The organism is Mesorhizobium sp. ISC25 (assembly GCF_042295465.1).
Lineage (GTDB): Bacteria > Pseudomonadota > Alphaproteobacteria > Rhizobiales > Rhizobiaceae > Mesorhizobium.
Window position 1 is genome coordinate 3,923,242 of the sequence record NZ_CP135441.1, and the last position, 25,243, is coordinate 3,948,484.

General features: G+C 62.5%; 23 protein-coding genes and 1 pseudogene. 16 read left to right on the forward strand and 8 right to left on the reverse strand.

Features of this window, described 5'->3' with window-relative positions:
- The first annotated feature begins 1 nt into the window (after position 1).
- The 6 genes from RQ479_RS19360 (at position 2) to RQ479_RS19385 (ending at position 8,168) form a co-directional block, all read left to right on the forward strand.
- Entirely contained in the window at positions 2-1,984 is a 1,983-nt protein-coding gene (locus tag RQ479_RS19360; protein ID WP_376702248.1) for a CocE/NonD family hydrolase, read from the forward strand.
- 155 nt (positions 1,985-2,139) lie between these two features.
- The gene (locus RQ479_RS19365; protein ID WP_376702249.1) at positions 2,140-3,726 is read left to right on the forward strand and encodes an ABC transporter substrate-binding protein; all 1,587 of its coding nucleotides are present in this window, start codon (positions 2,140-2,142) and stop codon (positions 3,724-3,726) included.
- 16 nt (positions 3,727-3,742) lie between these two features.
- Positions 3,743-4,702 carry an ABC transporter permease gene (locus RQ479_RS19370; protein WP_376702250.1) on the forward strand — a complete coding sequence of 320 codons (960 nt, stop codon included), beginning with the start codon at positions 3,743-3,745 and terminating at the stop codon, positions 4,700-4,702.
- An 11-nt stretch (positions 4,703-4,713) separates the two neighbouring features.
- A complete protein-coding gene (locus RQ479_RS19375) occupies positions 4,714-5,541 on the forward strand; it encodes an ABC transporter permease (RefSeq protein WP_352469848.1) in 828 nt (275 codons plus the stop codon).
- A complete protein-coding gene (locus RQ479_RS19380) occupies positions 5,541-7,226 on the forward strand; it encodes an ABC transporter ATP-binding protein (protein ID WP_352469847.1) in 1,686 nt (561 codons plus the stop codon). Before RQ479_RS19375 ends, RQ479_RS19380 begins: the two co-directional genes overlap by 1 nt.
- A gap of 102 nt (positions 7,227-7,328) precedes the next feature.
- Positions 7,329-8,168, forward strand: coding sequence for an alkaline phosphatase family protein (locus tag RQ479_RS19385; protein WP_376702251.1), 840 nt, complete (start codon positions 7,329-7,331; stop codon positions 8,166-8,168).
- Between the two features lie 82 nt (positions 8,169-8,250).
- On the opposite strand, the gene RQ479_RS19390 is transcribed toward RQ479_RS19385, so the two are convergent.
- Entirely contained in the window at positions 8,251-9,255 is a 1,005-nt protein-coding gene (locus RQ479_RS19390; protein WP_376702252.1) for an NAD(P)-dependent alcohol dehydrogenase, read from the reverse strand.
- A gap of 499 nt (positions 9,256-9,754) precedes the next feature.
- Here RQ479_RS19390 and RQ479_RS19395 point away from each other — a divergent pair, with 499 nt between their 5' ends.
- From RQ479_RS19395 to RQ479_RS19410, 4 genes are all read left to right on the forward strand, one after another.
- Complete coding sequence (locus RQ479_RS19395; protein WP_376702253.1) at positions 9,755-10,318, forward strand: sigma-70 family RNA polymerase sigma factor; 564 nt, start codon at positions 9,755-9,757, stop codon at positions 10,316-10,318.
- The gene (locus RQ479_RS19400) at positions 10,315-10,983 is read left to right on the forward strand and encodes an anti-sigma factor (protein ID WP_376702254.1); all 669 of its coding nucleotides are present in this window, start codon (positions 10,315-10,317) and stop codon (positions 10,981-10,983) included. The genes RQ479_RS19395 and RQ479_RS19400 overlap by 4 nt, the downstream gene beginning before the upstream one ends.
- Positions 10,973-12,424, forward strand: coding sequence for a S8 family serine peptidase (locus tag RQ479_RS19405; RefSeq protein ID WP_376702255.1), 1,452 nt, complete (start codon positions 10,973-10,975; stop codon positions 12,422-12,424). The genes RQ479_RS19400 and RQ479_RS19405 overlap by 11 nt, the downstream gene beginning before the upstream one ends.
- A gap of 362 nt (positions 12,425-12,786) precedes the next feature.
- Positions 12,787-13,224: a YybH family protein gene (locus RQ479_RS19410; RefSeq protein ID WP_376702256.1), complete on the forward strand. Its 438-nt coding sequence runs from the start codon at positions 12,787-12,789 to the stop codon at positions 13,222-13,224.
- Between the two features lie 162 nt (positions 13,225-13,386).
- On the opposite strand, the pseudogene RQ479_RS19415 reads toward RQ479_RS19410, so the two are convergent.
- From RQ479_RS19415 to RQ479_RS19425, 3 genes and pseudogenes are all read right to left on the reverse strand, one after another.
- Positions 13,387-13,566: pseudogene (locus RQ479_RS19415) on the reverse strand (transcriptional regulator); the annotation flags it as partial.
- 65 nt (positions 13,567-13,631) lie between these two features.
- Entirely contained in the window at positions 13,632-14,126 is a 495-nt protein-coding gene (locus RQ479_RS19420; RefSeq protein WP_376702257.1) for a hypothetical protein, read from the reverse strand.
- 23 nt (positions 14,127-14,149) lie between these two features.
- Positions 14,150-14,968, reverse strand: coding sequence for a class I SAM-dependent methyltransferase (locus RQ479_RS19425; RefSeq protein ID WP_376702258.1), 819 nt, complete (start codon positions 14,966-14,968; stop codon positions 14,150-14,152).
- A 95-nt stretch (positions 14,969-15,063) separates the two neighbouring features.
- On the opposite strand from RQ479_RS19425, the gene RQ479_RS19430 reads away from it, so the two are divergent.
- Positions 15,064-15,972, forward strand: coding sequence for a LysR family transcriptional regulator (locus tag RQ479_RS19430; RefSeq protein WP_376702259.1), 909 nt, complete (start codon positions 15,064-15,066; stop codon positions 15,970-15,972).
- A 78-nt stretch (positions 15,973-16,050) separates the two neighbouring features.
- On the opposite strand, the gene RQ479_RS19435 is transcribed toward RQ479_RS19430, so the two are convergent.
- Positions 16,051-17,073 (reverse strand): substrate-binding domain-containing protein, encoded by a 1,023-nt coding sequence (locus RQ479_RS19435; RefSeq protein WP_031213013.1) that lies wholly within the window; start codon positions 17,071-17,073, stop codon positions 16,051-16,053.
- Between the two features lie 363 nt (positions 17,074-17,436).
- Here RQ479_RS19435 and RQ479_RS19440 point away from each other — a divergent pair, with 363 nt between their 5' ends.
- The 5 genes from RQ479_RS19440 to RQ479_RS19460 all read left to right on the forward strand — a co-directional run bounded on the left by RQ479_RS19440 (position 17,437) and on the right by RQ479_RS19460 (position 23,996).
- Entirely contained in the window at positions 17,437-18,792 is a 1,356-nt protein-coding gene (locus tag RQ479_RS19440) for an ABC transporter substrate-binding protein (protein WP_352717278.1), read from the forward strand.
- A gap of 227 nt (positions 18,793-19,019) precedes the next feature.
- Positions 19,020-20,033 (forward strand): sugar ABC transporter permease, encoded by a 1,014-nt coding sequence (locus RQ479_RS19445; RefSeq protein WP_352717276.1) that lies wholly within the window; start codon positions 19,020-19,022, stop codon positions 20,031-20,033.
- A gap of 1 nt (position 20,034) precedes the next feature.
- Positions 20,035-21,189 carry a carbohydrate ABC transporter permease gene (locus RQ479_RS19450; RefSeq protein ID WP_376702260.1) on the forward strand — a complete coding sequence of 385 codons (1,155 nt, stop codon included), beginning with the start codon at positions 20,035-20,037 and terminating at the stop codon, positions 21,187-21,189.
- 4 nt (positions 21,190-21,193) lie between these two features.
- Positions 21,194-22,858: an alpha-glucosidase family protein gene (locus RQ479_RS19455; RefSeq protein ID WP_376702262.1), complete on the forward strand. Its 1,665-nt coding sequence runs from the start codon at positions 21,194-21,196 to the stop codon at positions 22,856-22,858.
- Between the two features lie 25 nt (positions 22,859-22,883).
- Positions 22,884-23,996, forward strand: a complete 1,113-nt coding sequence (locus tag RQ479_RS19460) for an ABC transporter ATP-binding protein (protein WP_376702263.1) — start codon at positions 22,884-22,886, stop codon at positions 23,994-23,996.
- Between the two features lie 80 nt (positions 23,997-24,076).
- Here RQ479_RS19460 and RQ479_RS19465 read toward each other — a convergent pair whose 3' ends face one another.
- From RQ479_RS19465 to RQ479_RS19475, 3 genes are all read right to left on the reverse strand, one after another.
- Positions 24,077-24,316, reverse strand: coding sequence for a DUF680 domain-containing protein (locus RQ479_RS19465; RefSeq protein WP_376702264.1), 240 nt, complete (start codon positions 24,314-24,316; stop codon positions 24,077-24,079).
- A gap of 69 nt (positions 24,317-24,385) precedes the next feature.
- Positions 24,386-24,592: a DUF680 domain-containing protein gene (locus RQ479_RS19470; RefSeq protein ID WP_376702265.1), complete on the reverse strand. Its 207-nt coding sequence runs from the start codon at positions 24,590-24,592 to the stop codon at positions 24,386-24,388.
- A 73-nt stretch (positions 24,593-24,665) separates the two neighbouring features.
- Positions 24,666-24,869 carry a DUF680 domain-containing protein gene (locus tag RQ479_RS19475; RefSeq protein WP_376702266.1) on the reverse strand — a complete coding sequence of 68 codons (204 nt, stop codon included), beginning with the start codon at positions 24,867-24,869 and terminating at the stop codon, positions 24,666-24,668.
- Between the last annotated feature and the right edge of the window lie 374 nt (positions 24,870-25,243).

Here is a 25,243-nt window from a genome sequence, read left to right on the forward strand (position 1 = left end):
CATGAAAACCGTCACTGAATTTCCCCGCAAGGTTGTCGAATTTCCGGACATGGCGATCGTCATGCCGGACGGCTGCCGCCTGTCGGCGCGGGTATGGATGCCGGCCGATGCTGCCGACGATCCCGTGCCGGCAATCCTCGAGCACCTGCCGTATCGAAAACGTGACGGCACGATCTATCGCGATAAGCTGACGCATCCCTATTTCGCCGGCCATGGCTACGCCTCGATCCGCGTCGACATGCGCGGCAATGGCGATTCCGAAGGGCTGATGGACGACGAATATTCCGAGCAAGAGCTGCAGGACGCCTGCGATGTCATCGCCTGGGCGGCGGCCCAGCCCTGGTGCAACGGCAATGTCGGCATGATGGGCATTTCGTGGGGCGGCTTCAACTGCCTGCAGGTAGCAGCCAAGCAGCCGGTGGCGCTGAAGGCGGTCATCAGTCTCTGTTCGACGGTCGACCGCTATGCCGACGACATCCACTACAAGGGCGGCTGCCTGCTGATCGAGAATTTCGGCTGGGCCTCGACCATGCTGTCCTATTCGTCGCGGCCGCCGGATCCGTTGCTGGCCGGCGACAACAGATGGCGCGACCTGTGGCTGACCCGGCTGGAGAACCAGCCCTTCCTGGCGCCGCTGTGGCTGAAGCACCAGCATCGCGATACCTATTGGAAGCGCGGCTCGATCTGCGAGGACTATTCCGCCATCCATGCCGCGGTGCTGTCGATCGGCGGCTGGCATGATGGCTATCGCAATACGATTTCCTATCTCGCCGCCAATATCGAGGCGCCCGTCAAGGGCATCGTCGGCCCCTGGATCCACAAATACCCGCATTATGCCGCGCCCGAACCGCGCATTGGTTTCCTGCAGGAGGCCTTGCGCTGGTGGGATCGCTGGTTGAAGGACATTGACACCGGCGTCGAGACCGACCCCGCCTACCGCACCTATGTCATGGACAGCGTGCGTCCGGCGCGCTGGCATCCCGAGCGGCCGGGCCGCTGGGTCGCTGAATCAGAATGGCCGTCACCCAACATCAAGACGCAAGAGGTTGAGCTTATCGCTGAAGGCAAGCACGCTATCGTCGCTTCGCCGCAAAGCTGCGGCCTTGCCGGCGGCGAATATTTCCCCTTCACCTTTGGACCGGAACTGCCGGGTGACCAGCGTCCCGACGACGCGCTGTCGGTGTGTTTCGACCAGCCGGTGCTGACCGAAGTGGTTGACATCGTCGGTGCTCCCGAAGTTGTGGTCAGGGTCTCGTCGGACCGGCGCCAGGCGAACATCGCGGTTCGGCTGTGCGACGTCCATCCGGACGGAGCGTCGGAGCTGATCTCCTACGGCGTGCTCAACCTGACGCATCGCAACTCGCATGAATTTCCCGAAGCGCTGGTGCCCGGCGAAACCGTCAGCGCCCGGGTGGTGCTCGATCAATGCGCCTATAGCGTGCCGGCCGGCCACCGCTTGCGTGTTGCCATCTCCAACAGCTATTGGCCGATGATCTGGCCGTCGCCGGAACCGGTCCGGCTGGAATTGTCGGCCGCGGCGTTGATGCTGCCGCTGCGCCCGCCGGCGACAGGCGACGAGGTCACCTTCCCCGCCCCCGAAGGCGCCACGCCCTGGGCAACCGAAACGGTCCGCGCCGCCAATTCCGAGCGTCATGTCGACCGCGACGAAAAGACCGGAATGATCACGCTTTCCATCGTCGATGATTTTGGCGAGGTGCGCGACCTGGAGCATGGCCTCGCCAACGGCAGCGTCGCCAGAGAGACATGGGCGATCCATCCCGACAATCCGCTGTCAGCGTCGGGCAAAACGCATTGGACCCAGACGCTGTCGCGAAATGAATGGTCGGTGCGCACCGAAACCTTCGCCGAAATGCGCTCCGACGCGCAAAGCTTCATGGTTAGCGCCAGAATTGAAGCCTATGAAGGCGAGAAACTGGTCTTCGAGCGCAACTTCGAGGAGAAAATCCCGCGCGCACTGCTTTGAGCGCTTATAGCGATTGGTCCAATTGCGACGCACGATTTACGCCACGGCATGTCGCATTCGGTCTTGCTTACCGCTTTCCCTTACGGTCATTATTCTCCCGATCGAAATGAGAAAAAACGACCATAAGGTCGGACCAACAGAGTGAGGAACTCAACATGTCGAACGAACTGGAATATCTGAGCCGGCGCGTTGCGTCCGGCAAGCTGAGCCGTCGCGATTTTCTCGGCCGGGCGGCAGCGCTCGGCGTCACCGCAACCTTCGCCAATTCGCTGCTTTCCAGCGCTTCCCGCGCGGCGGGTCCGGTCAAGGGCGGCACGCTCAAGGCCGGCCTGGTCGGCGGTGAATCCACCAACAGCCTCGATCCGGCGCTGTTCATGACGCAGGTGCCGTTCGCCTTCGGCAAGATGTGGGGCGAACTGATCGTCGAGCTGTCTCCCGAAGGCAAGCTCGAGAACCGCATTGCCGAGGAGATCGGCTCGTCGGACGACGCCAAGACCTGGACGCTGAAGATCCGCGATGGCGTCGAGTTCCACAACGGCAAGAAGGTGACCGCAGAGGACGTGGCAGCCACCCTCGAACGTCATTCGGACGAGAAGTCGAAGTCCGGCGCGCTCGGTTACATGAAAGGCATCGAGAGCATCAAGGCCAGCGGCAAGGGAGTGGTGCTGACGCTGAAGGAGCCGAATGCCGACCTGCCCTACCTGCTTAGCGACTATCACCTGATCATTCAGCCGAATGGCGGCAAGGACAAGGCCGATGCCGGTATCTCGGCGGGTCCTTACAAGGTCACCACCAACGAGCCCGGCGTGCGCCATGGCGGCGAGCGCTTCGCCAATTACTGGCAGGGCGACAAGATGGGCCATGCCGACCAGATAGAGATCATCGTCATCAACGACGCCACGGCGCGCACGGCGGCCCTGCAGGGCGGCCAGGTCCACATGATCAACCGCGTCGAGCCGAAGATCGTCGATCTGATCAAGCGCGTGCCCGGCGTCACCATCCGCAACCATTCTGGACCCGGCCACTACGTCTTCATCATGCACTGCGACACCGCGCCGTTCGATAACAACGACTTGCGGATGGCGTTGAAGCTGGCAATCGACCGCGAGGAAATGCTGAAGAAGGTGCTGCGCGGCTACGGCTCGCTCGGCAACGACTTCCCGATCAATGCATCGTACCCGCTATTCACCGAGATCGAGCAGCGCAAATACGATCCCGACAAGGCCAAGTTCCACTACAAGAAATCGGGCCATGACGGTGCCGTCCTGCTGCGGACGTCGGACGTCGCCTTCCCCGGTGCCGTCGACGCGGCACAGCTGTTCCAGCAAAGCGCGGCCAAGGCCGGCATCAAGCTGGAGATCAAGCGCGAACCGGGCGACGGCTACTGGTCGGAAGTCTGGAACAAGCAGCCCTTCTGCGCCTCCTACTGGGGCGGCCGGTCGACGCAGGACCAGATGTACTCTACCGCCTATCTGTCGACGGCCGACTGGAACGACACACGGTTCAAGCGTCCGGATTTCGACAAGATGGTGCTGGCGGCTCGCGCCGAGCTCGACGAGGCCAAGCGCAAGGCAATGTACCACGACATGGCTGTGATGGTGCGCGACGAGGGCGGCCTGATCCTGCCGATGTTCAATCAGTTCATCGACGCGACGGGCGCCAAGGTTGCCGGCTGGGTGGATGATCCGCATCAGGAGTTGATGAACGGATATGCTCTCGCGAAGTGCTGGCTCGAAGCCTGAGCCCGGCCTTGCGGATATGTCCTCACCCATCGTGAAACTGGTGGCCCAGCGCATTGCGCTGGGCGTCATCCTTCTATTGGCCGTTTCGGTCCTGATCTTCGCCGGCACCCAGATCCTGCCCGGCGACGTCGCGCAAGCCATTCTCGGACAGTCAGCGACACCGGAGTCGCTCGCCAATCTGCGCGAGCAGCTCGGCCTCAATGATCCGGCTTACATCCGTTATTTTCGTTGGCTCGGCGGCATCCTGACCGGTGATCTCGGTACGGCTATGTCGAGCGGTCAGGATATCGCAACCTCAATCAAGGGAAGGCTGTGGAACACGCTGTTCCTCGCCTTCTGGGCGGCGATCGTGGCGGTGCCGCTGGCGATCATCCTCGGGCTGATCGCGGTGCGCTACCGCAATGGCTGGGTCGACAAGCTGATCTCGGGACTGGCGCTGGCCTCGACGTCCTTTCCGGAATTCTTCGTCGGCTATGTGCTCGTCTTTTTCTTTGCGGTGCAACATCAATGGTTTCCCGCCATTTCCACCGTCTATGACGGAATGCCTTTCGGCGAACGCATCCAGGCCATCGCATTGCCGGCGGCGGCGCTGACCCTGGTGGTGCTCGCCCATATGATGCGCATGACGCGCGCCGCGATCCTCAACGTCATGCAGTCGGCCTATGTCGAAACCGCCGAACTCAAGGGGCTTTCGGCCTTCGCGGTTATCCGCAGGCATGCCTTCCCCAATGCGATTGCGCCGATCATCAACGTCGTCATGCTCAATCTCGCCTACCTCATCGTCGGCGTCGTCGTGGTCGAAGTCATTTTCGTCTATCCGGGGATGGGCCAATACCTCGTCGACCACGTCACCAAGCGTGACGTGCCTGTGGTGCAGGCGGTCGGGCTGATCTTCGCCGCCGTCTATATCAGCCTGAACATCATCGCGGACATAGCGGCTATCGTCGCCAATCCGCGCCTCAGACATCCGAAATGAGGGGGGCGGGTATGCTCGTCATCAAACGCATCCCCATCCCGGCATTGGTCGGAATCGTGCTGACGGCGCTGTTCGTGCTGGCAGCAATTTTTGCGCCGTGGATCGCGCCGCACGGCAATGCCGAGATCGTCAGCGACGTCCCTTGGGAACCGATGTCGGCGGCGCATTGGCTGGGCACCGACAATCTCGGCCGCGATCTGTTGTCGCGCATGATCTATGGCGCCCGCATCACCCTGTTCATCGCGGTGCTGGCGACCGCGCTGTCGTTCTCGCTCGGCGCCATCCTCGGCTTCTCGGCAGCGGTTTTCGGCGGCTGGTTCGACACGCTGCTGTCGCGTCTCGTCGATCTCCTGATGTCGATCCCGACACTGATCATGGCGCTTGTCGTGCTGTCGGTGCTGCCATCCAATCTGGTGACGTTGATCCTGGTCATGGGCGTTCTGGATTCGACCCGCGTCTACCGCCTGTCGAGGGCGGTCGCCGTCGACATCAATGTCATGGATTACGTCGAGGCGGCCAAATTGCGCGGCGAAGGCAGCGGCTGGATCATCTTCCGCGAAATCCTGCCCAATGCGCTGTCGCCGCTGGTTTCGGAACTCGGCCTGCGCTTCATCTATGCCGTGCTGTTCCTGTCGACGCTGTCCTTCCTCGGTCTTGGCGTGCAGCCGCCGGACGCCGATTGGGGCGGTATGGTCAAGGAAAACAAGGATGGCATCGTCTTCGGCATAGGCGCCGCCCTCATTCCGGCGGCGGCGATCGCAGCGCTGGCGATTTCCGTCAATCTCGTCGCCGACTGGGTACTCAACCGCACGACAAGCCTGAAGGGAGGACGCGGGTAATGGCTGACAAGCAACCGAAGCCCGGGCAACCGAAGCCCGGGCAACCGAAGTCCGGCGTGCTGCTCGACATCCGCAATCTGCGCATCGAGGCCACCGTATATCCGCCGGGCGAGGCGCCGAAGAACATCGTGTTGGTGCACGATGTCTCGCTGACGCTCGAAAAGGGCAAGGTGCTCGGATTGATCGGCGAGTCCGGCGCCGGCAAATCGACCATCGGCCTGTCGTCGATGGGCTACGGCCGCGGTGGCGTGCGCATTACCGGCGGCGAGGTCATCCTCAATGGCCGCGACATCCTGAAGGGCGGCAACGAAGGGTTCCGCAAATTGCGCGGCCGCGAGGTCTGCTATGTCGCGCAATCGGCGGCAGCGGCCTTCAATCCGGCGCACAGGCTGATGGACCAGGTGGTCGAGGCAGCACTCCTGCACGGCACGGCGACGCGGGCCGAAGCCGAAAAGCGCGCCGTGGCGCTGTTCAAGAAGCTCAGCCTGCCGAACCCCGAAAGCATCGGCGAGCGCTTCCCCCACCAGGTGTCGGGCGGTCAGCTGCAGCGCGTGATGACGGCAATGGCGCTGTGCTCGGAACCCGACCTGATCGTCTTCGACGAGCCGACCACGGCGCTCGACGTGACGACGCAGATCGACGTCTTGGCGGCGATCAAGGATGCCATCCGCGACACGCATGTCGCGGCGCTCTACATCACTCACGACCTTGCCGTCGTCGCCCAGGTCTCGGACGAGATCATGGTGCTGCGCCACGGCCGGCTGGTCGAATGGGGCGGCACCCGCCAGATCATCAAGGAGCCGCGCCAGGAGTACACCAACGCGCTGGTTTCGGTGCATGAGATCGAACACCAGGAGCAAAAGCCCGGCACGAGCCCGTTCCTGTCGGTCAAGAATATCACCGCCGCTTATGGCCGCAGTCACATAAAGGTGCTGAAGAACGTCTCGGTCGATATTTTCCCCGGCCAGACGCTGGCGGTGGTCGGCGAGTCCGGCTCCGGCAAATCGACACTTGCGCGCGCCATCACCGGCCTCTTGCCGCCCGAACAAGGCACCGTCACCTTCGACGGGCGTCCGCTCGCCAACCGGCTTGCCGACCGGCCGAAAGAGGATCTTCGCCAACTGCAGATGATCTACCAGATGGCCGACGTGGCGATGAACCCGCGCCAGACGGTCGGCACCATCATCGGCCGGCCGCTGGAATTCTATTTTGGGATGCGCGGGCGTGAGCGCGACAAACGCGTCGCCGAACTGCTCGACAAGATCGAAATGGGCAAGGGCTATGTCGACCGCTATCCGGCCGAGCTTTCCGGCGGCCAGAAGCAGCGTGTCTGCATCGCCCGTTCGCTCGCCGCCAAGCCGAAGCTGATCATCTGCGACGAGGTGACCTCGGCACTCGATCCGCTGGTGGCCCACGGCATACTGGAGCTGCTGCTCGGGTTGCAGAAAGAGGAAAACGTCGCCTATCTGTTCATCACCCACGACCTGGCCACGGTCAAGTCGATCGCCGATTCAATCGCCGTGATGTATCGCGGCGAAGTGGTGCGCTACGGCGCCAAGAGCACCGTGCTGACGCCACCCTTCGATGCCTACACCGATCTTTTGCTGTCGTCGGTGCCAGAAATGGAGATCGGCTGGCTGGAAAAGGCGATCAAGGGACGGCGCATGGCCAGCGCGGGGAACTAGCGGGCCGGCCATTGCGCCCGACGATCCGATCCGGGCGTGGATCGAACGGCAGGCCCCAGACGTACGCCCTGACTTATCCGATTAAACTGCATGGAGCCGCCTATGGCGCTCAAGACAAAACTATTGCTCATCATCCTCGACGGCATGCCTTACCGGAACTGGCGGCGGCTGATGGGCAATCTCGAAGGCTGGGTGCAATCCGGCGACGCGCGCGTGTGGAAGATGCGCTCCGTGCTGCCGTCGACCTCGGCATCCTGCTATGCCTCCATCCACACAGGCGTGCCGCCTCAAGTGCACGGCATCCTGTCCAACGAAAACCGGTTTCGCGTCGAACAGCCGGACATCTTCTCCGAAATCAGCAGGGCCGGCGGCAAGACGGGTGCGGTCACCCATTCCTACTGGTCCGAATTCTTCCGGGCCTATCCTTTCGACCTGGTCGAGGACATGGAGTTCGACGAGCCGGGCGGGCCGATCAGCCATGGCCGGTTCCACACCATGACCGGCTACAATGACATCAACCAGATGACGCCGAGCGACGTCGACCTGTTCGCGACGTTGACCATGCTGACCAGGCGCTACGGCATCGACTACGGCATCCTGCACAGCTGCACGCTGGACTCGATGGGCCACCGCTTCGGCCATGACTGCCACGAGATGGATCATGCCGTCTATGCAATGGACGCCATGCTCGCCGGCTTCCTGCCGCGCTGGCGGGAGGCCGGCTACGAGGTGATCGTCACCGCCGATCATGGCCAGACCAATCGCGGTCATCATGGCGGCCACGACGAGGAGATGCAGGATTTCGCACTTTACTACTTCGGATCAGGCGAGGGTCCGGAAGCCAATACGCTGCTCGATCAGCTGCAGCTCGCGCCGACGGTGCTTGCGCGCCTCGGCGTGCCGGTGCCGGCGACAATGAAGGCCGAGCCATTTCTCGACTGATTGGTGCCTGGCCTGCTTTGCTTGCGGAGAATATGAAGCCGGGCCGAAATGAGCGACGCCAAATGGAGACCAGATACAGGAGTCAAAGTTCGAGACAGACCTTGCCAAAATGCTTTTGGGACTCGTAGTACTTGAAGGCACTGGCGATCTCCTGCAGCGGAAAACCGCGGTCGATAGCAGGCTTCAAACGGTTGGCCTCTATGGCACGAATCATGTCGGCCTGGTCTGCCCTGCTGCCAATCGAGATTCCGCTGACCCTAATCTGATTGGAAAACAGCGCCGGGATCGAAACTTGTGCGGCAAAACCAGTCAAGACACCGATCAGTGCGATGTGGCCGCCCATCCTGCATGCTGTTATCGACTGCGCCAGCGTGCCTGGCCCGCCAACCTCGATCACATGATCGACGCCGCGTCCGTCCGTCAATACCCTTACCTCCTGGCCCCAATCCGGCACCGCCTTGTAATTGACGACAATGTCGGCCCCAAACCGCTTTAGCTTTTCCAGCTTCTCCTCCGATGAGGAGGTGGCAATAACCCGAGCGCCGGCAATCTTTGCGAATTGCAGCGCGAACAGCGATACACTTCCCGTGCCAAGGACCAGCACCGTATCACCGGGCTTCACCTGGCCGCACACCATCAGGGCTTTCCAGGCGGTGACGCCGGCACAGGTAAGCGTTGCCGCCTCCACATGCGTGAAGTCTGCCGGTGCCCTTGTGAAGGCATGCCAGGGCATGCACACATACTCGCGGGCATAGCCGTCAACATCATCTCCCAATTCGCCCCTCTTATTGGCTGGCGTCGGTTCGCCTGCCAGCCAATGGGGCCAATAGGTGCTGACGACGGCATCGCCGGCCTTGAATTCTTGGACATCGTCTGAGACCGCAACCACCTCTCCGGCGCCATCGGACAGCGGGATACGGCCATCGGCGCACGGTTTCCTGCCCAGCGCCACCATGCTGTCGTGGAAATTCAAACCACACGCGCGTATCCTGACAAGCAACTCACCCGGCCCTGGTTCCGGGCAATCTTCCTCGACCAGCTTGAGATTTTCCAAGCCTCCCGGCGCTTTCAGCCTAATCAGTCTCATGGAAAGCTCCTTCCGACCGCGCAAGGCTTCATGCGCCCCACCACTCGCGTGGACGCTTGACCGCGTCGAACACCGCCACCGGCGACTGATCCACGAAAATCGCGGCCGCAAAGCTGTTGTTGGTCATGACATTCGCCTCTTCAGGCTGGGTTGCCGTTTGCGATCGGGACCTTAGTCGCCCAGCAGCGGACCGTTGAGTTACAAAACTGTCGGGAATCCCTGCACGGCGATGTCGTCCAATTACGCTCCGCCCGAGGCCGAACGACTGCACCTTGCCCGATGGGTATGAGCCACCTCGTGGCCGCCGTCATTGCGAGCTGGCGGCCGCCTTCTGCTTGGCGCCACTGGCTGAGACAGTATCCCTAAAGGGGGGAGAACGGTACACTCTGGCAACGCTCCCCCTCTTCAGTTAGCCTCCGCAAATATGCGGGCGGAGGCGGTGAACCTTTTTGGGCCGATCAGCGACAGAGCAGGCAGGAGCCAGGCGGCTCGACCGGCGATGACGGTCGCAGAGACCGATCGCGCGCTCGTCGAGCGGGTCGCGAACGGCGACCGTACCGCCGTGCGGCTCCTGTTCATGCGCCACCACGCGCGGGTCTACCGCTTCGTGGCACGCCAGACGGGATCGGAACTGATGGCCGACGATATCGCGAACGAGGTATTCCTCGAGCTCTGGCGGCAGGCGCCGGCCTTCGAGGGGCGCTCGGAGGTGTCGACATGGCTGCTCGGCATTGCCCGCTTCAAGGCGCTGTCCCTGCTGCGCAAGAAGAAGGAAGACTGGATCGACGACGATGACGCGGCCCAGGTCGCCGACGGCGCCGACACGCCGGAAGTCGTGACGATGAAGGAAGACAAGGCCGCTGCCTTGCGACGTTTCATCGATGCCATGCCGGAAGAGCACCGCACGGTGATCGACCTTGCCTATTATCACGGGCAATCGGTGAGCGAGATCGGCGAGGTGCTCGGCATCCCGGTCGCCACGGTCAAGACCAGGATGTTCTACGCCCGCAAGAAACTCGGCGAAGCCCTCAAGGCCGCCGGTTACGACAGGGGGTGGCCATGAGCGCCGCTGAAAAAATGTCGCGCCGCGACAAAATGGAAATGCTGCTGCCGTTTTATCTGAACGGCTCGCTGGAGGGCACCGAGCTCGAAGCCATCGAAGAATGGCTGGCGAGCGACCCGGCGGCGATGGCCGCACTAGGCGAGGCCGAGGCCGAATTCTCCAGCACCGCTGCCGCAAACGAGGCAATCCGCCCGCCGGCCGATGCGCTCAGCCGCTTTGCCAGGGCGCTCGACGCCGAGACCGGCCCGGCCCGCGCGCCTGCGGCATCGTCCTGGCTGGCGCAGGCCTGGAGCCGCTTCATGGCGGTGCCCGCCGGCGTCGCCTGGGCGGCGACCGCGGTGCTGCTGGCTCTGGTCGTCGCGCAATCCTTTGTGCAGACCGGCAACAGAGGTGGCGATTTCGAGATTGCCGGATCGGAGGACGATCTGGCCAAAATGCCGTTTGCACTGGTGAAGTTCAAACCGGATGCGAAGCTGTCCGACATCGTCGCTTTTCTCGACCAGAACCAGTTGAAGATCGCCGGCGGGCCTACCGCCGACGGCGTCTTCCGCCTCGGCGTTCCGGCCAAGACCGCCGCGGACTATCAGAACCTGCTTGACCTTATTGCCGCCCAGCCTTTCACCGAAGCTGCCCTGGAGGGAAGGAAACCGGCTGATGGCGGCTAAGGCGGTCATTCGATTGACGGCGGCGATGACAATCTTCGCCGCGTCCGCAATGGCGCAGACCAACGACCCGAACCTCACCCAGGCGGAGATCTACTGCCTGAACCGGGGAAGTGCTGCCAACGCCGACTGCGCCAAAGGTGGCGGCGGCGTGAAGGATGGCGGCAAAGCGCCGGCTCCTGGAACGACGGGCGCGGTGTTTCTTCCGGCCTTGATTGTCGACCTGTTCCCCAATCCTGCCGTAGTCACCGAGGCGCCGATACCTCCTGGCAATACTGCGGCGCCGCCGTCCGCTCCGCCTTCGGGCGCGCCGGCAATACAGGCTGCCGCGCCGGGTGGTCCGGTCGTAGCACCCACCGATCTTGTCGCAACCGAGCCGCCGCGCGCCGTGATCGGCGATTTCGTGCCCGACGAGGTGCTGGTCACCGTCAATGGCGATGCCAACGCGGTCCAGCAGATCGCCGCCTCGTTCGGCCTCGAGATACGCTCGCAGCGGCAGTCGCGGCTGCTCGGCAACACACTGGTGCGCTTCGGCATACCCGATGGCCGCCCGGTCGGCGTCGTGCTGGCGCAACTTGCCGCCGACGGCCGCACTTTGCGGCGTGAGGCCAACCACGTCTATGCGCTGCAGCAGGCGGCCAGCATCGTCATTTATGCGTTCGAGCGCATCGCGCTCGACGCCAATGAAGCCAGCGGCGAGAATGTCCGCGTCGGCGTCATCGACACCGGCATCGACGACAGCAACCCGGCGCTTTCCGGCGTTATTGCCGGGCAGTTCGATGCCATGCCCGACGTGCCGATCAAGGCGCGCGACCACGGCACTTCGGTGGACGGCCTGATCGCCGGCACCGGCGCGTTCAAAGGCATGGCGCCGGGCGCCAGGATCTATCACGCCCGCGCCTTCGAGGGCGGCAAGTCGACCATGGACGTGATCCTTTCGGCGCTCGACTGGGCGGCGGAGCAGGATGTCCGCATCATCAACATGAGCTTCGTCGGTCCGAAGAACGAGCTGCTCGGCATCGCCTGCCGCAATGCACGCGCGCTTGGCATCGTGCTGGTCGCGGCCGCCGGCAATAACGGACCGAAGGCGCCCTATGGTTATCCGGCCGCCTTCGACGGCGTGATCGCGGTGACGGCCACCGATGCCAAGGACGGGCTGATGCCGCAGGCCAATCGCGGCGCCTACGTCTTCATTTCCGCTCCCGGCGTCGAGATGGTGGCGCCGAGCGGCGCCGGCTCGGACGTGGTGACCGGGACTTCCTTTGCAGCGGCGATCGTGACCGGCGCGATCGCCAATCTGTTGCATGCCGCGCCCGACCGCTCCGCCGACTGGGTCGAGAAAGCTCTGGCCGCCACGGCAAAGGATCTCGGCCCCACGGGGCGCGACAATGATTTCGGCTTTGGCCTTCTGAACACCAAGGCGGCCGAGGCGGCGAAGGACTAAGTCTTTTGTTTGAAGCTTCTGCCTTATCAAAGCTCAATCAGTTGGTTGTCGCAAATGGCCGAGAAAGGTGGAGGCCGTGTAAAAGCTCGACTCTGGCCGACGCTCTCAAGGGCAGCAGCATTATTCGAGAACAGAATTCTACGCTCAGGATATCGCGACGGGTTTCCACCGGCCTCGGTGGAGAGCGGCCATTTACCGAGCCGTCTCACAACGCTGTCGCGAAACTTGTCTCACGCCGTGCTATAATGACCAAGCCAACCTGCACTACGCCGCAGTAGGGAAAATGCTTCACCGCGGGCACACAGAATGTAGACCTGTGGTCGCCAGTCCTGATCAGAAATAAAAACGACAGGGAGGATGACGTGTCCCTCGACGCCAGTGACTTCGATCAAGCAGTTGAAGAATACCACCTGGCTCTGGATGAGTTCATGAAAGGAAACCCCGCGCCAGCGAAGAAGCTCTTTTCCCAACGAGACGATGTAACACTGGGCAATCCGTTTGGCCCTTTCGCGCATGGATGGAAACAGGTCGTTGAGACGATGGAGCAAGCGGCATCGAACTACAGGGACGGCGACGCTACCGGCTTCGAGAACATAGCGAAGTGTGTGACGTCTGAGCTGGCATACATCGTCGAAGTGGAGCGGCTCAGGTCCAAGGTTGGCGGTCGGAGCGATGTCACGCCTCTTGCGTTACGCGCGACGAGCGTCTTTCGCCCAGAAGATGGTCTGTGGAAGATTGTGCATCGTCATGCCGATCCGATAACGACGGCTCAGCCGGCCGATTCGGTACTCCGCCGATAGCGGTTGTGGTATGGGGGAAGCGATCGATCCTCCTTTGTTGCTGCAGCGCGGCTATTCTTCAGTCCGTTCTCTGCTAAGGGTTGGCCCGCGTCATCGGGCTCGCAGGGTCGGACGGCCGCTCTGGGTCGAACTCGGTCGCCCGGAGTGATCGGGTTTTGACCTTTAGGCAGGCGCGCCGGCGACCGATCCCCTGACCACCAGGTCGACCGGCCAGACCTCGCCGCGAGCCCCCTCCTCCAGGCCGGAAATGCGCGCCGCCAGCCGTTCGGCGATGCGTGCGCCCGCCAGGCGGATCGACGAACGTGTGGTCGACAGCGGCACCGAAAAATTTTCCGGCTTCAGGACAATGATTTCGGCTTTGGCTTGCTGGACACCAAGGCGGCCGAGGCCGCCAAAGAATAGCCCGCTCAAGTCGCGTTTTGCCGAGGACGTGCCAGAAAATAGAACGCGGCGATGTGCGTGATCATCAGCAGCGGTACGTAGATGATCGGGATCGCGTAGGTTGCGCCCAGTTCCCCCGCGCGTGCAGGAAGCCCGATCTGAATGGCGTGATAATAGTCGACGATGAGGTCGACCGTCCCTACGACATTGAAGGCGACGACCAACGGCCAGAAGAGCGGGCGTATCCTCACCGTGAGCAGCGCCAGCATGGCCAGCACGCCAGTCGCGAAATCGCCATAGGCGGCGAACACGGCGAAATTGGCGGGCAGATTGGGGCTTACGACGCCTGGAACCATGAAGACGAGCCCGAAGAAACGGAAACTGTGCAGGGTGGCAATGGCCCGTTGCGCCGCGATCCGGTCCATCGACTTCAGCCACGGCCAGACATACGCACCGAAGCAGAGCAGCCACGCGACATAGCCCAGAACAAGATGGGTTTGAAACAGCACTTCCGTGGACATCTGACGTCCTCTCAACAGTTGGTTCACACGGCCTCGAACACCGCGGTCAGGACGCCGAGCCGGCCTTGCATGAGATTTCGTCCCAGGTTGGTCGAAAGCTGAGCGAAGTCCGGTCCCATCACCACGCCGAGATTTGGTGAAGGCGGCGGCCCGGATGCGCGCAGTTGCGCGAACCAGGCCTTGGCGGTCTCGGTGTCGTCTTGCCACGCCAGCACGCGGAAGCCGGCCGGTTCGATCGCCTCGCCCGTCGCTTCGGCTGTGAGGAGGAAGCTCGTCGCCGGCGTTCGCGCCCAAGGCAGCGGATAGTGCGGCTCGCCAATGGCCGAGACGACGTCGAAGGTGGCAAACCTGCCGCCTGGTTTCAGCACGCGCCGGATCTCGCCGTAGAGCCGCGCCCGGTCGGAGATGTTCATCGCCACATGCTGCAGCAGCACGACGTCGAAACGGCTATCATCGAATGGAAGCTCCAATGCGCTGGCGGTCTGAAACGACAGCTGCCCGCTTTGTCCCGTGCGCTCGGTCAGATAGCGCGCAGCATCCACGAAAGGCTCGCTGAGGTCCACGCCGGTAACCCGGCAGCCATAGGTCGCAGCCAGAAAGCGCGCCGGCCCGCCGACGCCCGAGCCGACGTCCAGAACCGACGTGCCGGCCGCGATCCCCGCCAATTGGGCAATCTCGGCGGTCGAGGCAAGCCCACGGGTGTGAAACTGGTCGAGGGTGCCCAATTGCTGGGGCGTAAGAAGCTGATCCTCCGGGCCGAGGGCAGCCAGTACCGTGGTCAGCCGCTCGGTCAGGCCGGTCGCGCGATAATGGTCGCGCACGCCATCAAGTTCATCGGTCATTGCAATATATCTCCTGGGCAAGATGTCTCCTGGCTTGCAGCTCTTACCTAAGCCCGCTTCCATAATCCGACTATCCGCTGTAATCAGAACAACCTATGAAGCAGGACTACACAATCCGGCGTGGTGCACTGGAGGGCGTCGAGGTGTTCCTGGCTGTCGCCAGGCACCGCAATTTCCGCCGTGCCGCCGCCGATCTCGGCGTGACGCCGTCCGCCGTGAGCCAGGCGGTGCGCACGCTGGAAGCCCGCATGGGCACAGCGCTGTTCGTCCGCACGACGCGGAGCGTCGGTCTGACCGAGGCCGGCCAGCGCTTCCTCGAGCGGGCCGGCCCTGCCTTCGAGGAGCTCGTCGCGGCTGGCGAGGCTGCCCGCGATATCGGCCGGCGGCCGACCGGTCTGCTACGCCTGTCTGTGCCGCGCGCCATCGTGCCGCTGATGTTGGAGCCGGTGCTCGCGTCGTTCTGCCAAGCCTATCCTGAGATCGAACTGGAGATCGCCGTGAGCGACCAGATGGTCGACCTCGCGACCGGCGGGTTCGATGCCGGCATCCGCCTCGGCCAGCTCATCGCCGCCGACATGGTCGCGGTGCGGCTAACAGCGCCGTTCTCGTTCGTGGTCGTCGGCAGCCCTGACTATCTCGAGCGCCACGGCCGTCCCGAGCGTGTCGACGACTTGCGCTACCACGCCTGCTTGCGTTTGCGCCGTTCGAACGGCGCCATCGCGCCCTGGTCGTTCATCGACGGCAATGGTGCAATCGAAGCGGTCGTCTCAGGCCCGCTGATCGCGCACGACTATTCGACATTGGTCGGGGCTGCGATGCGGGGCGTTGGGCTGGCGCAGACGCCACGACCACTCGCCGAAGGTCTGATAGAAGAAGGAAAACTCAAGTCGGTGCTGGACAGCATCGCCACGACGACGCCGGGTGTCTTCCTCTATCATCCTGGCAAGCGCCAAGTCCTGCCGAAGCTGCGCGCCTTCATCGATCACCTCAAATCCGCGGCCTGAGACCAGGACGCACTCGCTGACGCTGAGCAACAGCCGCCAAGGTCGACTTTGGTCGTTCAGAGTGATTGAGTTATGCCCCTAGGCAGGCGCGCCGGCGACCGATCCCCTGACCACCAGGTCGACCGGCCACACCTCGCCGCGAGCGCCCTCCTCCAGGCCGGAAATCCGCGCCGCCAGCCGTTCGGCGATGCGTGCGCCGGCCAGGCGGATCGACGAACGTGTCGTCGACAGCGGCACCGAAAAGTTTTCCGGCTTCAGCCAGGGAAAGACGTCGTCATGGGCGATCAGCGACAGGTCGCCCGGAATGGTCAGGCCGAGATCGCGCACCGCGCGCACCACGCCGAGCGCCATGATCAGGCTGGAGCAGGCGATCGCGGTTGGCGCGTCGCTTTGTTCCAGCAGGCGCCTGGCGGCGCGGTAGCCGTTCTCCTCGGTCATGGTGAGGGAACAGACATGCTGATCGCGAAGCACCAGGCCGCTTGCCGCAAGCGCGCGCCGCACGCCGCGCTCGCGATGGATGGCGAAGGTCTCGCGATCGTCGCCATTGATCAGCGCCAGCCGCCTGTGCCCGAGTTGCACGAGTAGCCGCGCCGCCTCGTGGAAGGCGCCCTCATTGTCGATGTCGGTGAAGGGGTAGTCGAAATCGAAGCCTTCGCTGCGGCCATGGACGATGAAGGGAATGCCGAGCGTATTGACGAGTGCCACCCGCCGGTCGGCCGGCCTCGGCGAGGAGATATAGACCGCGTCGACCTGCCGGTTGGCGACAATGCGGCGGTAGGTCGTCTCCTGGTCGTCGGCATCGGCCGGTGACAGCACCAGGTCGAGCTCGTGCGAACGCGCATAGTCGCCGAGGCCGGACAGGAACTCGACGAAATGCGGGTCGATATCGACGGTCGTTCCCGTGGGCAGCACATAGCCGATCATGCCGGTCTTGCCGGTCGCCAGCCGGCGCGCGCTCGGATTGGGGCGATAGCCGTGACGCTTGGCGGCATCGACCACCCGCCGGCGCGTTTCCTCGTTGACTTCGGGGTAGCCGTTCAATGCGCGGCTGACCGTGGTCTGCGAAAGCGCCAGCATGTGGGAGAGCTGCTTGAGGTTCACCGGAGGCCTCCAAACCTCAAAGCGCTTTTAATCTGAATCGATGTGGCCGCTACGAACCGCGTTGCCGAGCGCGATGACCATACGCACGGTTCGGACCGGTTTGAAGCCGAATTTGCTGCTGCACCGCCAGAAAACTGTGCTGCAGCGCACTTCCGCCGGCACTCGACCGCAGAAATTAAATCGATTAAGCCGGCTTCCTCTTGACTCCCGATCAATTCAGTGGCGAGATCAAAATGACCAAAGCGCTTTGGAAGACTCTACGAAAAGGTTGCAGTTCCTTTCCGACTGAGTCACAGTCCTGCAGCGCCGGCGGACGGAATGGAGGTTTCGTTCGGTGTTTGTCACCACTGGGAGGGAATACCGATGAAGAAAATGCTTCTGCTGGGCGCTGCGTTTGCCACGCTCGCCCTGGCCATGCCCGCGCAAGCCGAACTGAAGTTCAAGCCGGGCGAAGATCCCCGTTTCAACTGGGCCAACTACGAAGAGCTCAAGAAGGTCGACCTCAAGGGCGAGACGCTGACGATCTTCGGACCGTGGCGCGGCGAGGACGAAGGACTTGTCCGCACCGTTCTCGATTACTTCTCCGAAGCCACCGGCGCCGAGATCAAGTACTCCTCGTCGGAGAATTACGAGCAGCAGATCGTCATCGACACGCAGGCCGGCAGCCCGCCCAACATCGCCGTGCTGCCGCAGCCGGGGCTGATCCAGGATCTGGCATCGAAGGGCCTTTTGACGCCGCTCGGCGACGACACCGCCAACTGGGTCAAGGACAATTACGGCGCCGGCCAATCCTGGGTCGACCTCGGCACCTTCAAGGACAAGGACGGCAAGCCCGGTTTCTTCGCCTTCCCCTACAAGGCCGACGTGAAATCGCTGGTCTGGTACTCGCCGGACAATTTCGAGGAAGCCGGCTACAAGGTGCCGAAGACGCAGGAAGAGCTTGCCGAGCTCGAGAAGAAGATCATCGCCGACGGTGGCACGCCATGGTGCATCGGGCTTGGTTCGGGCGGCGCCACTGGCTGGCCGGCGACCGACTGGGTCGAAGACATCATGCTGCGCACCCAGACGCCCGAGACCTACGACAAATGGGTGAAGAACGAAATTCCGTTCAACGATCCGGCCGTGGTCAACGCCATCGACATTTTCGGCAAGATCGCGACCGACGACAAGATGGTCGAGGGCGGCGCCAAGGCGGTTGCGGCGACCGATTTCCGCGACAGCCCGAAGGGCCTCTTCTCGGTGCCGCCGAAATGCTATCTGCACCACCAGGCATCGTTCATCCCGACCTTCTTCCCGCAAGGCACCAAGATCGGCGAGGATGCCGACTTCTTCTATTACCCGCCCTACGCCTCCAAGCCCGAGCTCGGCACTCCGGTGCTCGGCGCCGGCACGCTGGCCATGATCACCAAGGACTCCAAGGCAGCGCGCGCCTTCATCGAATTCCTGAAGCTGCCGCTCGCTCATGAGATCTGGATGGCACAGGGCGGCTTCGTGACGCCGTTCAAGTCGGTCAACAAGGACGCCTATGCCAGCGACGCGCTGAAGAAGCAGGGCGAGATCCTGGCCAACGCCTCGACCTTCCGCTTCGACGGGTCCGACCTGATGCCGGGCAAGATCGGCGCCGGTGCGTTCTGGACCGGCATGATCGACCTGGTCGGCGGCAAGTCCGCCCAGGACGTCGCCACCGACATCCAGAAAAGCTGGGACGCGATCAAGTAAGCGGCCGGCTTGAGTTCCCAATCTGATGCGATCCGGGCCTCAAACGGCCCGGATCCTATCCGGTGCTTGGCGTCGCGTCGATTGTCGTGAGCACAACGCATTCCGGCATGACGCGCGCCCAGTGACCTGCTTACCGGCTGGTCGCGCTCCAGACAACTGAATCGGCGCATGATCCCGTCGCCAAAGCCATTCTCGACTGGCGGATCCGTGCGCAGGGGGAGGGACCCATGGCGGCTCAGATTTTTTCGGCGATATTCGTCATCATCATCGGCGTGGGCGGCTGCGTCGCCTATTTCTGGGGCGCCAACAAGGCACTCGACACGATCTTTCCGGCACGCGGCGTTTCCGGCAAGGCGGCGATTAACAATCTGCGCCGGCAGGGGGTGATCCGACCCTGGCTGTTCGTCGGCCCGGCGATGATCATCCTCACCATCTATCTGATTTACCCGGTGGTGGAGACGCTGAGGCTGTCGTTCCTCGATCGCGGCGGCGGCCATTTCGTCGGCTTGGCCAACTATCAATGGGCGTTCGGCGACCGCGAGTTCCGCAACTCCATCCTCAACAACATCATCTGGCTGGCGGTGGTGCCGGCCGCCTGCACCTTCCTCGGGCTGATCATCGCCGTGCTCACCGACAAGATCTGGTGGGGCACCATCGCCAAGAGCCTGATCTTCCTGCCGCTGGCGATCTCCTTCGTCGGCGCCAGCGTCATCTGGAAATTCATCTACGAGTATCGCGGCGACGGGCAGACGCAGATCGGTCTGCTCAACGCCATCATCCAGTATTTCGGCGGCCAGCCGCAGGTCTGGATCTCGCTGCCGTTCTGGAACAATTTCTTCCTGATGGTCATCCTGATCTGGATCCAGACCGGCTTTGCCATGGTCATCCTGTCGTCGGCCTTGCGCGGCATTCCGGAAGAGACACTGGAAGCCGCCGTCATCGACGGCGCCAACCCTTTCCAGATCTTCTGGAAGATCATGGTGCCGCAGATCTGGGGGACGATCGCCGTCGTCTGGACCACCATCACCATCCTGGTGCTGAAGGTTTTCGACATTGTGCTGACCATGACCAACGGCCAGTGGAACAGCCAGGTGCTGGCCAATCTGATGTTCGACTGGATGTTCCGCGGCGGCGGCGATTTCGGCCGCGGCGCCACCATCGCCATCATCATCATGATCGCGGTCATTCCGATCATGGTCTGGAACATCCGCCAGGCGAACAAAGAGACGGAAGGACATTGAGATGGCCGCGTCGACCGGAAAGTCCTTTGTCAGCCGTTTCGGCGTCCATATCGCCGTCTTCATCTTCGTTGCGATCTGGACGATCCCGACGCTCGGCATTCTGGTCTCGTCGCTGCGCGACAAGGACCAGATCATCGCTTCGGGCTGGTGGAACTCGTTCACCAGTTCCAGCCAGACGGAAGCCGGACGGCTGCCGCCCGCCTCGGCGCAGGTCGAGAAGGACGGCAAGTTCGTCCTGCAAGGCAATATCTTCGGCGACGGCCCGGCCCGCAACATCAGCGCCTTCGGCGTCAAGTCGGCAGCGCCGACGCAATATCCCGCCGGCACGACAGCCGATCTCGGCGACGACGTGACCCTGCAGCTCAATGCCGACGGCAGTTTCGTCATGACCTCGCCGAAGGCTTTCGAAAGCGAACGCGGCCAGCGCGTCTATTACGCCTCGTCGGCACCGCCGAAATTCACCACCGACAATTACGACACGGTGCTGTTTTCGGAAGGCATCGGCCGCTCCTTCATGAACTCGCTGACCGTCACCATTCCGGCCACCGTCATCCCGATCCTGATCGCCGCGTTCGCCGCCTACGCGCTGGCCTGGATGCGCTTTCCCGGCCGGGCCCTGCTCATCGCCGTCATCATCGGCCTCCTGGTCGTGCCGCTGCAGATGTCGCTGATTCCGCTGTTGAAGCTCTATAACGGTGTCGGCAGCTTCTTCGGCGTGCCGTCGAAGACCTATCTCGGCATCTGGCTGGCGCATACCGGCTTCGGCCTGCCTTTCGCCATCTATCTTCTGAGGAGCTATATTGCCGGCCTGCCACGCGAGATCATGGAATCGGCGCGCATCGACGGCGCCAGCGATTTCGAGATCTTCGTCAAGATCGTGCTGCCATTGTCGTTCCCGGTGCTGGCCTCGTTCGCCATCTTCCAGTTTCTCTGGGTGTGGAACGATCTGCTGGTGGCGATGGTTTTTCTTGGTACCGAGGGCGACCAGATCGTGCTGACCGCCAAGCTCAATGCGTTGCTCGGCTCCCGCGGCGGCGACTGGGAGATCCTGACGACATCGGCCTTCGTCACCATCATCGTGCCGCTGATCGTGTTCTTCTCGCTGCAGCGCTATTTCGTCCGCGGGCTGCTTGCCGGCTCGGTGAAAGGAGGTTGAGATCATGCAATCCGCTTTGAAGGCCACCCCGAAGCCCGATCTCGCTATCGATCGCGACTGGTGGCGAGGTGCCGTGATCTACCAGATCTACCCGCGCAGCTACCAGGATTCGAACGGCGACGGCATCGGCGACCTCAGGGGCATCATCCAGCGGCTGCCCTATATCGCCTCGCTCGGCGTCGATGCCATCTGGATCTCGCCATTCTTCAAATCGCCGATGAAAGACTTTGGCTACGACGTGTCGGATTATTGCGATGTCGATCCGATGTTCGGCACGCTGGCCGACTTCGACGCGTTGACCGCAGAGGCGCATCGGCTTGGCCTCAAGGTGATGATCGACGAGGTGCTCTCGCACACCGCCGACATCCATCCCTGGTTCAAGGAAAGCCGGTCGAGCCGCAGCAATCCAAAAGCCGACTGGTACGTCTGGGCCGATGCCAAGCCGGACGGCACGCCGCCCAATAACTGGCTGTCGATCTTCGGTGGCTCGGCCTGGCAGTGGGACACCAGCCGCCAGCAATATTACCTGCATAATTTCCTGGCCGAGCAGCCCGACCTCAATTTCCACAGCCGCGCGGTCCAGGACGCGCTGCTCGATGTTACCCGCTTCTGGCTGGAGCGCGGCGTCGATGGCTTCCGCCTCGATACCATCAATTTCTACTTCCACAGCCAAGGCCTGGAAGACAATCCGCCGCTGCCGCCCGAACAGCGCAACGACCAGACGGCGCCGGCCGTCAACCCCTACAACTACCAGGACCATCTCTATGACAAGAGCCGGCCTGAAAACCTCGGCTTCCTCGAACGCTTCCGCGCCTTGCTCGACGAATATCCGGCGACGGCCGCGGTTGGCGAGGTCGGCGATTCGCAGCGTGGGCTGGAAGTGGTGGCGGCCTATACGGCCGGCGGCAAGCGCGTGCATATGTGTTACTCCTTCGACTTCCTGGCGCCGGAGAAGATCAGCGCGGCAAAGGTGCGCTCGGTGCTGGAAACCTTCGGCAAGGTGGCCAGCGACGGCTGGTCGTGCTGGGCCTTTTCCAACCATGACGTGATGCGCCCTGCCTCGCGCTGGGCAGCCGGCGAGCCCGACCCGACCGCCTATCTCAAGGTCATCTCGGCGCTGCTGATGTCGTTGCGCGGCTCGGTCTGCATCTATCAGGGCGAGGAGCTCGGGCTCAGCGAGGCCGAACTTAGCTTCGAGGATCTGCAGGACCCATACGGCATCCGCTTCTGGCCGGAATTCAAGGGCCGCGATGGCTGCCGCACGCCGATGGTTTGGGACGGCGCTGCCCGCAATGGCGGCTTCTCGACGGCAAAGCCCTGGCTGCCGGTGCCCAGCAAGCACCTTGCGCAAGCCGTCAATGTGCAGCAAGGCGACGACGGCTCGCTGCTCGAGCACTACCGGCGCTTCCTGGCTTTCCGCCGCGCTCATCCGGCACTGGCCAAGGGCGATATCGAGTTCATCGAAAGCGACGGTGACACCGTCGCATTCACGCGCCGCGAAGGCAACGAGCAGATCGTCTGCGCCTTCAATCTCGGAGCAAAGCCGGCCGAAGTCGATCTTGGCGGCCGCTCACTGCAGCCCTTGCCGGGACACGGGTTTTCGGGAGAGACTGGCGCCGGCACAATCCGCCTCGGCGGCTACGGCGCCTGGTTCGGGCGTATCGACTGAATTCAAGGAAGAACTGGAGGGTACCATGGCCGATGTCACGCTAAGGCAAGTGAAGAAATCATACGGCAATCTCAACATTCTGCACGGCGTCGACCTCGACATAAAGTCGGGCGAATTCATCGTCTTCGTCGGCCCCTCGGGTTGCGGCAAGTCGACCTTGCTGCGCTGCATCGCCGGGCTGGAGGAGATCACCTCCGGCGAGCTCAAGATCGACGGCGAGATCGTCAACGACGTGCCGCCGTCAAAGCGCGGCATCGCCATGGTGTTCCAGTCCTATGCGCTCTATCCGCACATGACGGTCTACGACAACATGGCGTTCTCGATGAAGATCGGCAAGGAAAGCAAGGCCGAGATCGACAAGCGGGTGCGCCAGGCGGCCGAGATCCTGCAGCTGACCAAATATCTCGACCGCCTGCCCAAGGCGATGTCGGGCGGCCAGCGCCAGCGCGTCGCCATCGGCCGCGCCATCGTGCGCAATCCCAAGGTTTTTCTGTTCGACGAACCGCTATCCAACCTCGACGCGGCGCTGCGCGTCGCCACCCGCATCGAGATCGCCAAGCTCAAGGAATCGATGCCGGCCACAACGATGATCTACGTCACCCACGACCAGGTCGAGGCGATGACGCTGGCCGACCGCATCGTGGTGCTGAAGGAAGGCCATATCGAACAGGTCGGCACGCCGATGGAGCTCTACAAGCGGCCCGGCAATCTGTTCGTCGCCCAGTTCATCGGCTCGCCGGCGATGAACATCCTGCCGGCGACGATCGACAGGACCGGCAACCCGACGGTCGTCAGCCATGTCGGCGGCCGCAAGGCAACGGTGCCGATCGCAACGCCTGCGTCGGCGAAAGGCGCTGCGGTGAGCTTCGGGGTGCGGCCGGAGGATCTGATGATCGCCACCGGCGCCGACTATTTGTTCGAAGGGACGGTTGATTATGTCGAGCAGCTCGGCGAGGTCCAGCTCGTCTATGTCGACATCGGCCGCGCCGACCTGCCGCTGGTGACCAAGCTGCCGGGCAATGTCGAGATCAAGCGCGGAGCGACGCTGCGGCTGACGGCGGACGCCGGAGACCTGCATATTTTCGACGCGGACGGGCGCTCTTTCGCGCTCCATGAAGCAGAAGCAAAGGCGGCTTGAAGCAGGCGTTTTTCCGCCATGCAAAAGACAAGAGCGGCGGGCATGGCCCGCCGCTCTTGTTTTTAATTCCAGTTCGGCTGTTAGTTGTTGCCGAAGAGGTTGCGGTCGGCGCCCTGAGGCGCGGACTTAGGCACATCGCCAGACGAATTCAGCAGCTTGTAGATCGGCGAGTTGCTGTCACGCACCGAAAACGTCTGCGTGTTGTCGACATTGGCGGTCGTCTGCTTGTTGATGTCGGTCCCGCCAACATTGTCGTTGCGGGCATAAGCGCTGCCGGCGGCAATCAAGAGAGCGGCGGCAGCAAGAACAATCTTTTTCATTTTGGGTACTCCTGGATTTCTCGGATCCAGGCGGCGGGCATGCCGCCGCCTGGATGGTGGGATCGGCTGTTAGTTGTTGCCGAAGAGGTTACGGTCGGCGCCCTCGACAACCGGCTGCTTTTCAGCCTGGTCCGACGTCTTGACAGAAGCCGTGTAGGAGCTATCGACCGAGACAGCAGGCTGGTTGGCTCCGTTGGAACCAAAGTTGTCGCTGCCAGCGAAGGCGCTGCCGGTGATGGCCAAAACGGCGGCGGCAGCAAGAACGATCTTTTTCATCTTAATACTCCTGAATTTTTCAGATCCCCCGGACGGCGGATAATGCCCGCCGCCCTGATGCTGGGATCGGCTGTTAGTTGTTGCCGAAGAGGTTACGGTCGGCGCCCTGGACAGGCTGCTGGTCAGCATGAGCCGGCTTCTGAATGGAGGCCGTGTACGAGCTGTCGACCGAAACGGCAGGCTGGTTCGCACCCTTGGAACCAAAGTTGTCGCTGCCAGCGAAGGCGCTGCCGGTGATGGCCAAAACGGCGACGGCGGCAAGAGCGATCTTTTTCATTTTAGTACTCCAGTATCTTAGTTTTCCGTCCGTCTAGCGGCGTGTCTTGGGAGGAATTCGCGTCGTTCGGACAGCCCCGATGTGGGAAAGCCAATGGCCAGTTTCCAATCACGAAGTTGTTTGGTGTGGACCAAGAATCTACACCTTGAAATTGTGCCACGGATTCCCTCCGCCACAATTTTAGTATTTGATATCAAATAGATAACTCATAGCGTCGGTCTGGCTGCAAGGTGACTTGGAGAGGCAGCGTTCACAATGTCCTGCACGCATTGTCAACAGAAACGAACCGTTCGGTTCGATTTTCTAAACCGATAAAAGTCGCAACCGAGGTTGTTTGTCGAATCGTTAACCATTTCAGCCAAACGCGGCCTCGC